Below are 13,786 nucleotides of genomic sequence, written 5' to 3' on the forward strand. Positions count from 1 at the left end.
TCAGTTCCTCCCAGAACTTACGATTCTGCCGGTGAGGTCGAGCGGCTTGTCGTTGAGGATTACGAAGACGTTCGGTCTTCCGTTTACGACATCGTATCCTCGGGTGTCAATTTCTATGTAGTGGGTGAATTTCTGACCCGCCCAAGGGACTCTGACGAATGCATGTGAGAGTTGTCCGAGTGTCCTTGTTCCCGGTTTGATATCGGTCACGTATTGGCCATCCCCGTATCTGGCATCCTTCGGATTATTCACCTTCAGGGATGGGAGCATGGACTTGCTTGCAAGGATCCCGTCGTGGCCTGCCTCGTTTGTGTAGTGGTAGTACGTTGTTGCGCAGTCGTTGTGCACGAGCACAGGGGTTTCCCCGGCGAGTACATAATACGTGTGGAGTTCGTCAACGGTGAAGTTGTAAGTCTTGGTTTTCTCAATGAACGGATGGTTTCCCGCTACTTGGACGGTGTTCCCCTCGTTCGTCAAGAGCTTGACACCAGGCTTGAGGTCTCCGGCGTTTATCCATTTCTTCTCTGAGGGTGACCAGAAGGGATGTTCTCGGGTTGCTGTCAGCTTTTCGACACCGGTGGGCGTCTCAATGGAAAGCTCGTTGAGGTGTTTGTATCCTTCAGATGGGAGAAGCTCCGTTACTTTTCGAGGTCCCGACTTGCCTGATTCTGGATCGGTGGCGAGGACTTCATCTCCGACGGCGATTTCTTCGATTTTCTTGGTCGTGCCATCGGCCATGAGGATGAGAGTTCCTGCGAGGAAGCATTGAGCCAGAGGCATTCCTCGTCCGGGGCGTCGGGCGAGGCCTCCGCCTTCTCCCATTTTTCCGTGACCGATCATTTGCAGAAAGAAGCTCGGTACCGTATACCAGTCAGATGACGTGTTGATGCCACTTTCCAGAGCGTCCTGCGTGAATTCGGCTGCGTAGTCGCAGCCACGGTTGTCGAGACCTCCATTTCTGCAATCCGCGTCCCAGATCGACCCGAAGAGCGAGGCGAAACCGTAGGCGTTGCCGACGAGTCCATAAACGATTTCATCGGCAGTGCCGGAGGTGCTTACGTCCCAGTCGATTGCGTCTTCCGTCGGCGGCTTGCTGTAGTTGGAGTTGCAGTCCGGGTCGTTTCCGCACTCATTCCCGCCCGTCGTACTGCGGTCTTGGTCGCGATTGTCACTTCCGTCGGTGTTGTAGTCCTGTTCGAAGCAGGAGTTTCCGCCTGCGCCGCACATTTCGCGCATGCCGGTGGGGTCGTATGAGGTGATGGGGCTGTTGTTTGCGTAGTTGTAGCCGTTGAGGGACTGGGGGAGGTCCAGGCTGAGAAGGGGGTCGACGCTGATGAATTGGCCTGTGGTGGGGTCGTATTCGCGGGCGCCGATGTGGGTGAAGCCGGTGGTGCTGTCGATGTCGCCGCCGACGAACCCCTTCTGGCCGGGCCAGAAGGCTGGGGTTGCGCCGCGCTGGGCTCCGAACGGGAGGGCTTTGCGGCGGTTGTAGGCGAGGGTTGTGGCGCTGATGGAGAGGGTGTTGGTGCCGTGGTGGTCGGCGATGAGGAAGCGGACGCGGCCGTCGCTGCTGGAGCGGATGGCGCTGCCGCCGGGGAAGGTGTAGTAGCGGTTCCCGGTGACCGTGTTGGTTGCCTTGGTCAGGATGAGTTCCTGGCCGCCGGGGAGGTAGAGCGTGGTTGTGGCCGGTTCACGCTTGAGGATCCGGGCGCCGGTGGTGTCGTAGAGGAACGATGTTGTGGCGCCGGAGGCCGTTGACGTGGCGAGCTTTCCCTCGTCGTCCCAGGTCATGGTCTGCGTGGCGCCCACGGCCGGGTTCTTGGTGGTCATGTTGCCGGTGGCGTCGTACGCGTAGGCGTCGGTGCCAGAGGTTCCGCCGGTGGAGGTGACCTTCTGGAGCTCATGGCCGGCGGTGGTGCCGGTGGGGTAGGTGTGGGTGCGGGTCGTGTCCGCAGTGACGGGGCCCGCCTTGTGCTGCTTCTCCGTGGCCCGCTGGCCGGTGTCGGTGAACGTCCAGCTCGTCCAGTACGGGTCGACACTGCCCAGGTCGGGGGTGCCGGTGCCGTTGACGGGCTTGGTGGTGCAGTTGTCTGCGGAGGTCCAGGCCTCGGTCATCCGGCGGGCCCAGTCATAGGTGAAGCACTGGGTGTCGGTGACCGTGCCGTCCTCTTGGTCGTCCGTGAGCCGGGTGATGTTGCCTGCGGGATCGTACGAGTAGGTGGTGTTGGACAGCTTCCTCGGCGAGGGGGCGGCAGGTGTGGCGTCTCGCTCGACGGTCGAGTTCAGGACCTGCTGGGTCACCGTGTCGTACTTGAATGTGTTGTACACCTGCTTGTCGCCGTTGCCGGTCACGGCTTGGGCAAGCTGCCCGAAGGGGGTGTAGGCGGCGCTGGCCAGGTAGACCTGGGAGAGGTTGCTGTCGATGAGCCCCATGAGGTCTTGCGCGCCGTAGTGGTTCGTCAGTGTTTCTGCCGGCAGGGCAGTGGTCGCCTTGCCGTTGCTGGTGCTGTAGGTAGTAGTCGCGGGCATTCCCGAGACCGGGGTTGCCGTGCCGGAGACGGTGTAGGTGCCGGCGAGGTCTTCTTCTCCGGTGACCGAAGGGACGGTGACCTTGGCACCGGTGGCACGACCGCCGTTGTCGTAGCCAAGGATCGTGGTGACGTAGGCGGCAGCTCCGTCGTAGCGGTAGGACGAGGCGGGCAATCCCTTGCCGCCGGTGGCGGTGTCATAGGTCCATGCGGCGAGCCTGGTACCGGTGACCGAGTCTTTGCGCAGGCTGGTCTTTCGGCCCAGTTCGTCATACGTGGTGGCGAGTGTGATGCCGCGTGCGTCCGTCGTGCTCTGGGGGCGGCCGTCAGCACCGTAGGCGGTGGTGGTTATGCCCTTGTCGGGGTCGCTGGCGCTGGTCTGGCGTCCGCGCAGGTCGTAGGTGTAGGTCCAGGCGTTGCGCCCGGCGTTGTCGGTGACCTTGGCCAGCTTGCCGGCGCGGTCGTAGCTGTTGGTGTGCTTCTCGTAGAGGGTGGCCGCGTCGCCGATGGCGGGGGTGCGGTCCTTGTAGTCGCGGCGTTCGATGACCCGGCCGCGGGCGTCGTTGACTGTCAGGGTGGCTGTGCCGCCCTGGGGCGGGACGGTTGCCTGCCAGTTGGGTCCGTAGGTGGTGGTTGTACGCCACTTCTCGACGTTGAGGGACTTCAGGATCGAGGCGGTCACGCGGCCGCGGCCGTCGTAGAGGGTTTCGGTGGCGTTGTAGATCTTGTTGTCGGCGACGACGGTTATCGTTGTGCTGACGCGCCCCTCTTCGTGATAGGGGGCATTGGTCCACACGACGCGCCCGTAGGTGTCGTAGTACGTGTCGGTGACGACCCGTCCCGCTCCGGTGAGAGAGTCGCTCTGTGTCTGACGGGGCCGGAGGAGAGAGTCGTAGAACGAGACTGAGGTGCCCCAGGTGCCGTCTTCGTAGAGCTTCTTGACGGTGACGGTTGAGGGGGCGGTCGAAGACAGCCGGTAGGTGTAGGTGGCGTTCGGCAGTTCGGTTGTCGGGCGCCCCGCGGCCCAGCCCTTGACGAGGCGGCCCAGCGCATCGTACTGGGAGGTGGTGGTGCGATTGTTGGCGTCGGTGGTGGTCAGGGCGAGGCCGCGCAGGCCGTCGTAGGTGGTGGTGGAGGTGTAGCCCTTGGGGTCCGTGACCTTGATGCTGGTGGGCTGGGCGGCTGCCGCCGGGGTGTAGGCCGTCGTGAGGGTTTCGCCGTCCTGGCCCTTTGCGGTCAGGACTCGGCCGTATCCGTCGTACGTGGTCTGCCCGATGGTCTCCCAGACGAGCTGACTGTTCGCATCTAGCTTGGATGCCTGCTCGGTCTTGGTGGGGAGGGCCAGGCCCGGTTTGGGTGCAGTGCCCGGGGCCTGGCCGTCGTAGGACGTACGGGTGGCGCTGGTCACGGACGGCGTGGTGACGCCGGCCGTGCATGGCTTCGCGTTTGTGGTGGTGACCTGGCTGGGGTAGGCGATCAGCCAGTTTGTCGTGTCCGCCGTCACGTATTGGGTGACGGTGCACGTGGCCTCGGTGGTGTTCGCCCCGTCGTTGCCCTCGGTCACGAGCAGACCGGAGGCATCGTCGTACTTCCGGGTCGTGGTCGATGCCTGCCAGGCATCGTTGGCTGCGAGTTTGCTCGCGACCGTGGTGACGGTTCCTGAGTACCGGGCGACCTTGGGGGCCAGCGTCGGGCCCTTTACGTTTTCCTTGTCGGGGTCGGTGATGCCTGTAACGGGCTGGGAGGCATTCTCAGGGGACTCCCACGGGGTGTGGGTGGTCTTCTCTACCACGGGGCCGGCTTCGCCGTCGTAGGTCCGGGTCTCCGCGACCTTGCCGGCGTGTTCGCGCCGGTCGGGGATGCCGTTGACCATCGGGCCGACGCGGGGGATACCTCCGGCGAGCTTGTCGCCCGTCATGCCGAGGTAGTAGTCGGTCTCGGACCTCAGCCGGTTGCCGGTGCCGACCAGGGTGCGGACGGTGCGGTAGCCGCGGAAGTCGTTCCAGGTGCGTTGCTCGTCGAGAGTGAACTCGCTCTCGTCCCGAGCCCAGTTCGCACTGGGGCCGTAAATGTACTTGGTCGTCTTGGGAGGAGAACCGTCGCCACTGGTGAGGTCGGTGTCCTGGACCGTGTAAACCAGGTACTTGTGGAAGTAGTCCTTGACCGGATCGATTCCACCGTCGCGTGTCCACCAGGAGGGGTAGCAACGCTTCGTGTTGGTGTCGTCGGCGGTGGGCAGGTTGGTCGGGGTGCACTCCTGAGCCGTATAGGTGACGAGGGTCTTGCCGCCGGTCTCATTGATGATCTCGGTGAGGCGCCGCTTGTTGATCGCCGGACGGCCCTCGGTCTCGTTCACCCGGTTGGCCATGAGCGTGCCGGTGAACGTGGTCGTCAGTGCGCCCGAATCAGCTAGGTCCCCAGCCTTGCCGGTGTGCGTGACCGAGGCCAGGCCCAGGGCTGGCTTGGTCGTGTCGCCGGTCCCGAGGTAGGACTGGTTGAGCGTCCAGGTGTCCACGGGTACGTGCGCGGTGCCGGAACGGGCGACGGTGTCGATGGCGATCAGGCGCTTGGTCGACCAGAAGCTGGGCGAGGCCTGGAGGCACTGCTCGCCGGCTTTGCAATTCAGGTAGACGGGGACGTCGGGCCAGTCGGTGGCGTGTTCCTCGTCGAGTGTGCAGGTGGCCTGGGTGCAGCGGTTGGTGACAGTGAAGTTCACCTGCGCCGGGGCGGGGGTCGAGGCGTAGACCTGGCCAGCGCGCAGACCGTAGGAGATCTTCTGCAGGACGCTGTCGCGCGTATAGATGACGGGGTCGTCGATCTTCCCGTTCTTCGCGTAGTAGCCGCCGTACTTGATGTAGTACAGGGCCATGGCGTTGTCGTGGGGGTCGACGACGTAGTCGAGGTTCCACCGCCAGCCCTGGATCTCGCTGGAGGACGCGAAGTCTGTCTCGTGACCCTGCTCGCCGGTGTGGTTGCCGAAGACGGTGACCGTGTTGACCGACCTGGTTTCCTCGTCGCCGGTGGTCCAGCCGGGCAGGCGGTTCTTGCCGAACCAGTACTGCGTGCCGTCGGTGGTGGTGACCTTCCAGTACTCGGAGTCGCTGTCGCCGGAGGCGTTGCCGGGCGAGTCGTAGATCCGCTCGACACGGGAGCCGTCGTCGTTCGACAGCTTCCACACCTTCTTGGATGCGTCCCAGAGGAGCTCGGAGCTGGTGCCGTTCAGCGACATCGTCGCGTTCTCGGACTTCCAACACAGGTCGCCGCTCTTGACGTCCTCGTTGTTGCCGCCCAGCTTGTCGTTCTCACAGGAGGCGTACTTGCGTTCGATGAAGCCGGGGTTGTATTCCCAGCCCTCACCGACCCACGAGGCCTGGTTGTTGGTCGAGCCGGTACGCCCGTCAATGGACGATGAGCTGTAGTTCAGGGCCACCTTGGGGGCGAGACCGCCGGGTGCCGGGGGAACCGTGATGGGCATGTTCCAGGTGAATGAGCCGGAGTTCCCGCCTGCCGCCCAGGAGCCGGACGGGGAGAGGGACGTGGCCTTGAAGGACCCCTCGGAACTGTCGGCCGCCGGTCCCAGCAGCAGGACGGCCGTGCCACCGGCGGGTGCCGCGAGTCTGCTGGCTGCCGGCTTGAGGAGCGTGGACGGCGCAGGCGTGGCGGGCAGGTTCACGGACGCGGTCACCGTCGTGGACTTCGCGTTGTTGTCCGTCGGCAGCGGCGTCCCCTGAAGGCACTCCGGCTTCCGAGGGGTTGTCAGGGCGCAGCCTGGCATCAGGGTCAGGCCCAGCGAAGAGGCCCAGTTCGCGCCATAGGCGTCCTGGATCTTCGAGTAGTCAACCTCGATTTTGGCGCTTCCGGCGTGGGCCTTCCCGTCGGTGCGCTGCACGGACAGGAGGAGACCGGTGATGCCTGCCTGCTGCGTGGCCTCGTGGTCTGCGACCGTGACCCGGACCCGGGACGGGCCTGAGCTCTGAGTGTCCTCCGCGGGGGCCGTGGAGCCGGCGCGGCCGGCAGAAGGCGCCGGCGTGATCGGCGCGACCCGTACGGGCAGGGAGCCGGCCTTGACGAGCGCGGCGGCGTTTCTCTTCGCCGGCGTCGCGGAGGCAGGCAGGCCGACCTCGGCAGTACCGACGCCCGGCCAGCTGACCGGTGTGGGCTTCCACTTCGGAACCTTCGCCTTGGGCTTGGGCGCAATCGGTTCGAGGTCCTTGCCCTTGACCGAGGGGGTTTTGGGAACGGCCGGTGGCTTGAAGGCAGCCGGGCCCGCCCATGCGGGACCGGTAAGGAGAGAAACGGTCAGAGCGGCCGAAAGCGTGCCGACAATTCCACTCCGAAGGAAACGTTTCCTCTGGAAACGATCACTCCCAGGCAATCTGGACATAGGGTCCGTTCTGTTAGGCATAGCAAACCCTCTATGTGAATAAGTGACAGATAAGTCAGCAGCCAACACGCCTTCAGAGTGCGGCGCAAGACTCTTCTTGATCACACTTTGACCTGCTGAAATGCGCCGAACTGGCTGAAGGGGCACGATGCTGGTCGCCGCGACCTCTCAGTATGTGACGGCGACTCAGGACCCACTATGCCAATGCGAATCAATTCGCTTACTCTGCGTCTGTTTAGCCACGGCCTTACAGTCACCAGAGAGACACGAAACTTCATGACCCATCGAAGAGCCACTGCACGTGCGCCCCGGTCACTCGCAGCCCTGCTCGCCCTCACCCTCCCGCTCACCGCAGCAGCCTGGCTGGCCGAGCCCGCAACGGCGTCGGCAGCCGAATCCGGCTCAGTCGGCGGTGACGCCGAGGCTGCAGGTGCCCAGAAGTCGGCTTCGGAGGCGGAGGCCTTTGCCCTCGCCCGGGAAACCAGCCAGCGGGTCGAGATCATCGACCGGCGTGAGGAGTCCGTCGAGACGTTCGCCAATCCCGACGGGACCCTGACCCGCCGTCAGTACGCGGCGCCAGCGTGGACGCGTTACGACAGGACCTGGAAGAAGGCGGATGCCACCGTCGTTGAGCACCCGGACGGCACAGTGGGCCCGGCAGCCCCGGTCTTCGGCATCACCTTCTCCGGTGGTGGCACCACCCTGCTGGCGGCCATGGCCAAGGGTGACAAGAAGCTCGCACTGTCCTGGCCCACCGCGCTACCCAAGCCCGTCCTGGACGGTACGACCGCCCTGTACAAGTCCGTGCTACCGGACGTCGACCTGAAGGTGATCGCCGGGACCGACGGATTCGCAGAGCACCTGATCGTCAATACCCCCCAAGCAGCGCGCAACCCGGCTCTCAAATCCATCAAGCTGGGCATAACCACCCAAGGGGTGACCCTGGCCGACGACGCCGGCGACAACCTGACCGCCAAGGACGCGGCCGGCAACATCATCTTCAGCGCGCCGCGCCCCACAATGTGGGAACAGCCGCCCGCCGACCCCAGCCCGGCTGCCTCGAGTTCCCCGGCCACAAAGAACCTCTCCTTCTCCACGGCAGCCGACGCACCGCCCGCGGTCCAGTCGGCCCCAGTGGCTGTAGAGGTATCCGGCACATCCCTCACCCTCACCCCCAACGCAGCCCTACTCGCAGGCGCCGACCAGTTCCCGCTGGTCATCGACCCACCCTTCGACGGTGGCTCACGGGAGAAGTGGGCGACGGTCTACGACCAGTACCCCAACGAGGCCTACCCCAATGGATCCGGCTGGCACTCCGACACACCCGCCGACGAACCGCGAGTGGGCTACAACGGCACGGGCAACACCCGGGCCTTCTTCGCCATGGACGCCACCGGCCTGAAAGGCGCCACCATCCTGGACGCCACGTTCGCCGTGGAGGAGACCCACTCCTGGGGCTGTGACCCGGCCGCCGCCGGATGGACCGAACTCTGGTCCGCCACCGACATCTCCACTACCCCTACCTGGAACAGCCAGAGCTCGTACTGGGGACACGTACTGGCCTCCGACTCCTACGCCCACGGCAACCCCACCTACTGCCCCGGCGTACAGGGCCACGACTACCACAGCAACGCGCTGACCAACTATGTCCAGGAGGCCGCCACCAAGGGGTGGGACCCCTTGGTCTTCGGGCTCCGTACCGACAACGCACACCTCGGCGACCGGGACAGCTTCAAGCGGTTCAGGAACAACCCGGTACTGGAGGTCGACTACAACTTCAAGCCGACCGTGGACGCGTCCAAGGCATACGAGGGCCACTGGGTAGAGGGCGGCGACGGCAACAAAGAAGTGCCCTGCACGGCTGCCATCGGCAACAGTGCCCTGGTGATGACCGCAGAGGTCACCGACAAGGACCTCGGCCAGGTAGTCGCCATCTTCAAGGTCAACAACTCCGCCGGTGAGGACGTGCCCTTCCCCAACAACTACATGCCCGTGTCGAGCGGAGACACCGCCTTCGCGAAGATACCGACCACAAGCCTGTCCAACGGCAACTACTTCTGGCGCGTGTACGCCCAGGACAGTGAGGGCACGACGAGTGCCAGCACCCCCTGGTGCTCGTTCAAAGTCGACCAGGTTGGTCCCGCCGATCCGGTTACGGTGACGGTCCCCGGCCCCGATGGCAAGCCAGTCGCCGCAGCGACCGCGACCTACCAAGCCCGCACCCCGAGCACGTTCACCCTTTCCAACACCGCAACCGATCTCGCGGGCTTCTGCTGGGCAATGCACAGCCTTACAGTCTCCAACACTCGCTGCCCGAATGGAAACTGGGTACCTGTCACCGCAGGCACCCGCACTGCCACCATCACCGCCGAGCCCACCTGGTACCCCTCCACCGAGTTCCACGCCTTGGCATATGACACGGCAGGCAACCACTCGCCTGTGGGTGGCGGTGTCGACTCCGTCACTCTCACCACGACCAAAGCCGAATTCGTCTACGGCCCTGGAAAGAACCCGGGCAACGCCCTCCTCGCGGACCAGTTTGGGGACCTGAACGGTGACGGCTACCCCGACCTGCTCGCCACCGACACCAACGCCAATCTGCTCCTCTACCCCGGAGACGGCACAGGCAAGCTAGGTGATTCATCCGTCGCACGGCGCGGCGCCTTCGGGAGCGGAGTACTTGTCGCCCACGGCGGAGATTTCACCGGAATGGACGCACGCAGCCAGGGCGACGGCTACGAGGACTACGTTGTCAGAAGCGGCGGCGGCAGCCTCTACCTCTTCGCCGGCAACGGACAGGGCGAACTCTGGCTGGAGAGCTATCGCACGCTGGCAAGGCCATCCGCAAGCGGGACCACCGACTGGAAGCGCACACAGCAGATGATCACCCCAGGTGACATCGACCGGAAAACCGCCACAGGCTACGCCAATGGCAACGACCTGCTCACCATCGAATGTGCCGATGGCAGCAACCCGTGCACCAACGGCGAACTGTGGCTCTACAGCGGCATGACCCGCGCTGACGGCAAGGTCGACCAAACGAAACCGTTCGACATCCAGAACCGCGTCAAGCTCGGGTGGGGCTGGCAGGCCTACACAAACCTCTCCCTCGGCGACCTGAACGGCGACGGGATCAAGGACCTCGTCAGCCGCAACTCCGCCGACGGGAAGCTCTACCTCTACCCCGGCAAGGTCACCAACGGCGTCTACTCCCTCGGCGACCGCGCCCTCTACGGCTCCGGAGGCTGGGCCGAAAACTCACGCCCCCACATCACCTCCCCGGGCAACATTCAGGGCACGGTCGTCAGCATGACCTACACCGACCCGGACAACCCAAACAACCCCATCCCCTACCGCCAGTTCCGGCCCAAGACAGGTGAAGCGTACGGCGACTGGTGGGCCACAACCCCGGCCGATGCCAGCGTGACCGTCGGCTACGTCGACGACTCCGGCGCCGCCAAGACCACAACCAGCTCCACCGGCTGCCTCCTCTTCTACGCCGGAGGCCCCGCCGCAGGCCGATCACCCCGACTCCTCGGTTGCGGAGGCTGGGACACCTACATCACCAACATCTTCTGAGCCCCAGTCCACGGTGGGGGGTGGCCTGGAGCGCTTCCCTCCCACCGTGGCCCCCTCTCGGAGGGGTTCGGAAGGCTCGGCAGGGGGTCGGTGGGAGCCGGGCTGTTGTGATCCGGTCCTCGGCCCTCTGGGTGCGCGACTGGATTGGGGGAGCCTGCGGCGCCAGCTGGCTGTGGCCGCCTTCTCAGCACGCGCTCGGGTGCCGGCGAGGCGGTGGAGGCCGATGCGGGCGGGCTGAGTCTCGTCTCCGGCCTGGTCGCGGCCGGGTAGATCTACATCTTCCGATGCTGGCGCGAGAATTTGGCAGTCAGGGAACGTCTGGCTCCTTGGGTGACACCGCTGGTTTGATCGGTCTCGTCGTAAGAGGCCGCCGCACCAAGGGCAAGCCGTCCCTGCTCGGACAGAGCTCGGGCGGTGGGCCGGGTGCGTCGACTCTTCCGTCGTCCAGACCCGCGCCGAGAAGGCCTTCTTCCACCGGCACGGCTGGTTCAGCAGGTTTTGTAGGACATTAGGGTCCGCGGACCTGGGCTAGGGCTCTCGCGACAGCCTCGTGACACAACGTCACCCTTTTGTGTCTGATCGCCTGCTATCCCCGAACCGAGAGACCAGCAAACCAACCGCTAACGCCCCGAAGCAGAACTGTTCCATTGCCATTTTGACCTTCAGCGGCAAGTTCTTCGCTTTCGCCACCGGGTCCGTGACGAGTACGGGATCGTCGTCCCCGGGAACGGTACGACCGGACCGTGGGCGTGGGGCCGGACCGTGGAGGTGGGAGGTGGAGGGGTGGACGACGAGACGTGGACGTCGGATGAGTTCGGGGCGTCGCATCAGGGCCGGGTGGGTGTGCTCCTGGCCGACGGGAGCACACCGAAGCCGGTCTACTTCGATGGTTCCTCCAGCACGGGACACTACGTTGCGCACTGGAGCGTCTACGACGGCGGTACCTGGCCGGACCGCGCCCGCGCGGCGGTCATGCGGGCCGAGTGCGTGTGCGGCTGGGCCGGCGCGGTCCACACCGTGGACTGGGCCGGGTTCGGTGACCTTCCGTTCCGCGAGGCCGGTACCGAGGACGCGGACCGCTGCATGAACGACTGGGACGGCCACATCGCCGACGTCGCCCGCCGCACCATCCCGCTCCCACCCGAGCTGGAGACCCTGCTGGAGTCGGTCCCAGCGCCGCGATCGAGAACCTGGCCAGCGACGCGCCGGTCGCCGCGGTGAAGGCGGCCCGGCAGTTGGAGATCATTGCCCAGCGCACCGGGTACTGGCCCGCGAACCAGGCCCGCTCCCAGGAACCGGAAAAGGTTGCCGCGGCGCTCGGGCTGAACGTGGATCAGACCCGGTCGCTGTTGGCCCGCTTCGGACGCTGGAGCCCGTACCTCTGACCCTCCGGAAGCGGCGCCCGCGCTGTGCCGGGGCGCCGTATCCGGGCGTCCTGGAACCCTGGGGGCTACGGGGCGGTCTCGTAGATGACGGTGGTGTTCGGGCAGTCCTCGGCGAGACCGAGGAGGGCTTGTACTTCGGCGTCGTCGGCGGCCAGGTCCCAGCGCAGCTTCGTGCCGACCCATGTGGCGGCGTACGTGCAGTGGTAGGAGCCGTCCGAGGGCAGCCACTCGGCCGGGTCCTTGTCGCTCTTGCTCCTGTTGGAGGCGGCGGAGACCGCGATCAGGGTGTCGGGGCTGTTCTGGTCGTTGGCATACGCCTCCCGCCGCGCCGCCGACCACGGCGCTCGTTCAGAATCGAACACCTCAGCCAACGGGACAAAATGGTCGACATCGAGGCGGCCGGCGTCGGTGACGACGAGGTTGTCGTACGGGCTGCGCCAGGACCCGCCCGTCAGCTTGCAGCCGGCGGCGACCTGAGGTGCCGTCACCGCTTCGGCCAGGATGACTTCGCGCCTCGTGTCGCAGCCGTCGGAGGCGATCAGGCCCTTGTTCCAGTGCTTGTATAGGTCCCGCCTGTAGCCCTCACGGTGCTCGACAGCGACCGGGAGTCGGTCGATCGCCTCGAACAGCGGCAGCGGCACTTGCGCCTCGGCCGCACCAGGCGCCGCAGCCGCGGCGCTGTGGAGGAAGCGGTGCCCGGTGGGGGAGCTCGTTGTCGTGGGCGGGGTGTTGGCAGAGGCCGGCAGCGCGGTGGTGAGGAGGGGGAGGGCGGCGAGGGCGAGCGCGGGCAGGTCGCGGCACAGCAGATTGTTGATCATGCTCCGGGTTCTAGCCGGGCCCGTGACCTGCCTGGAAGGGGGTATCGGGGCAACTCACCCGGCCGGGTGGCCAGTTTCACCGGGAAAACGGATCTCCTGCCCCCGGCTCGGTGTACCAGAGGCCCACCGAAAGGCCGAGCCCGTCTTGGAGTAGGGGTTCAGCCCTTCCCGGTCAGCCGGTCGTCGAAGGCGAGGGCGGCCTCGGATACAGGTGAGTACCCCGAATCCCAGTCCGGGGTACTCACCTGTATGGCGCCCCCATCGTCGTAGCCGCCTTCTCCGGGACTCCGGTGGACGTTCGCATAGACGAGAACCTCTACATCCGGCTCGCCGGGGGTTCGCCGGAGTCGGCAGGGGCCAGTCGACAGAAAGAGGTCCAAGATACGGCGAGAGGCTTCAAGCGCCGCCTTCTCAGGGCCCCGGATCTCGATCGTGATCACGCTCTCGTCGTTCATGTCCGGCTAACCGCCGTCCACGACGACCGGTTTCGCGCAGAGGACGGGGCCACCCCAATGAGTGGCGCCGAAGACGCGCCCGCACGGCCCCTCCTAACGTCGGCCGCTGCATTCCCGTGCAGCAGGCGCGGTTGTTACGGCAGGCTGGGTGCAAGCCCCGGAATTTGGAGTATGACGTGACCCCTGAGCTGGACCTCATCTGTGATGGCTGCCGCAGGCCTATTGCCGACGACGACGGATACCTGTGGGTAGATACGGCGGAGGTCCGTCGCACCGAAGACGCTGTTCGCGCGTGGGACGAAGAGCACACGGATGGGGTCGATGGATCACTCTCTTTCAGCGGGGCTGACATCTTCGGCTACCCCGCGAAGGTGCGCTGGCAGGCACACCACGCACTGTGCGACCCGGCCCCGGGCGAGGGCGCTTATGACATCCCTGCGGCCAAGATCCGTTCGTGGGAGCAGCTCCTGGACTGGACGGCCCACCTCATGGAGAAGTCGTGGCTTCCGCACACGGACTGGGATGACCTTCTTCGGGGTGTCCACCATGGTGAAGGCCGCCTTGTAGTCGCGTCCCAAACCCCCGCACCGAGTTCTTGACCCGGATGCCGGTGCCCTCTGCGAGGATCAGCGGATGG

General features: G+C 65.5%; 7 protein-coding genes. 4 read left to right on the forward strand and 3 right to left on the reverse strand.

The features are described from left to right. Window positions 1-6,912: an HYD1 signature containing ADP-ribosyltransferase family protein gene (locus tag ABZY57_RS04340; protein ID WP_356507977.1), complete on the reverse strand. Its 6,912-nt coding sequence runs from the start codon at window positions 6,910-6,912 to the stop codon at window positions 1-3. A gap of 276 nt (window positions 6,913-7,188) precedes the next feature. On the opposite strand from ABZY57_RS04340, the gene ABZY57_RS04345 reads away from it, so the two are divergent. The 3 genes from ABZY57_RS04345 to ABZY57_RS04355 all read left to right on the forward strand — a co-directional run bounded on the left by ABZY57_RS04345 (window position 7,189) and on the right by ABZY57_RS04355 (window position 11,876). Beyond that, window positions 7,189-10,491: a hypothetical protein gene (locus ABZY57_RS04345; protein WP_356507979.1), complete on the forward strand. Its 3,303-nt coding sequence runs from the start codon at window positions 7,189-7,191 to the stop codon at window positions 10,489-10,491. A gap of 783 nt (window positions 10,492-11,274) precedes the next feature. Beyond that, window positions 11,275-11,712, forward strand: a complete 438-nt coding sequence (locus ABZY57_RS04350; RefSeq protein ID WP_356507981.1) for a hypothetical protein — start codon at window positions 11,275-11,277, stop codon at window positions 11,710-11,712. Window positions 11,713-11,726: 14 nt separating this feature from the next. Beyond that, entirely contained in the window at window positions 11,727-11,876 is a 150-nt protein-coding gene (locus tag ABZY57_RS04355) for a hypothetical protein (protein ID WP_356507983.1), read from the forward strand. A gap of 65 nt (window positions 11,877-11,941) precedes the next feature. On the opposite strand, the gene ABZY57_RS04360 is transcribed toward ABZY57_RS04355, so the two are convergent. Further along, a complete protein-coding gene (locus ABZY57_RS04360; RefSeq protein WP_356507985.1) occupies window positions 11,942-12,694 on the reverse strand; it encodes an HNH endonuclease family protein in 753 nt (250 codons plus the stop codon). Window positions 12,695-12,852: 158 nt separating this feature from the next. Then, a complete protein-coding gene (locus ABZY57_RS04365) occupies window positions 12,853-13,149 on the reverse strand; it encodes a hypothetical protein (RefSeq protein ID WP_356507987.1) in 297 nt (98 codons plus the stop codon). A gap of 176 nt (window positions 13,150-13,325) precedes the next feature. Between ABZY57_RS04365 and ABZY57_RS04370 the strand changes: the two genes are divergently transcribed. Next, window positions 13,326-13,748 carry a hypothetical protein gene (locus ABZY57_RS04370; RefSeq protein ID WP_356507989.1) on the forward strand — a complete coding sequence of 141 codons (423 nt, stop codon included), beginning with the start codon at window positions 13,326-13,328 and terminating at the stop codon, window positions 13,746-13,748. Window positions 13,749-13,786: the final 38 nt, after the last annotated feature.

The sequence above is a fragment of the Streptomyces sp. NPDC006450 genome, assembly GCF_040612195.1.
In the GTDB taxonomy this organism is placed as follows: domain Bacteria; phylum Actinomycetota; class Actinomycetes; order Streptomycetales; family Streptomycetaceae; genus Streptomyces.

What these genes read in the sequence shown, in the direction of transcription:
- ABZY57_RS04340 (WP_356507977.1), bottom strand. Translation starts at nt 6,912, where the DNA reads ATGTCCAGATTGCCTGGGAGTGATCGTTTCCAGAGGAAACGTTTCCTT.
- ABZY57_RS04345 (WP_356507979.1), top strand. Translation starts at nt 7,189, where the DNA reads ATGACCCATCGAAGAGCCACTGCACGTGCGCCCCGGTCACTCGCAGCC.
- ABZY57_RS04360 (WP_356507985.1), bottom strand. Translation starts at nt 12,694, where the DNA reads ATGATCAACAATCTGCTGTGCCGCGACCTGCCCGCGCTCGCCCTCGCC.
- ABZY57_RS04365 (WP_356507987.1), bottom strand. Translation starts at nt 13,149, where the DNA reads ATGAACGACGAGAGCGTGATCACGATCGAGATCCGGGGCCCTGAGAAG.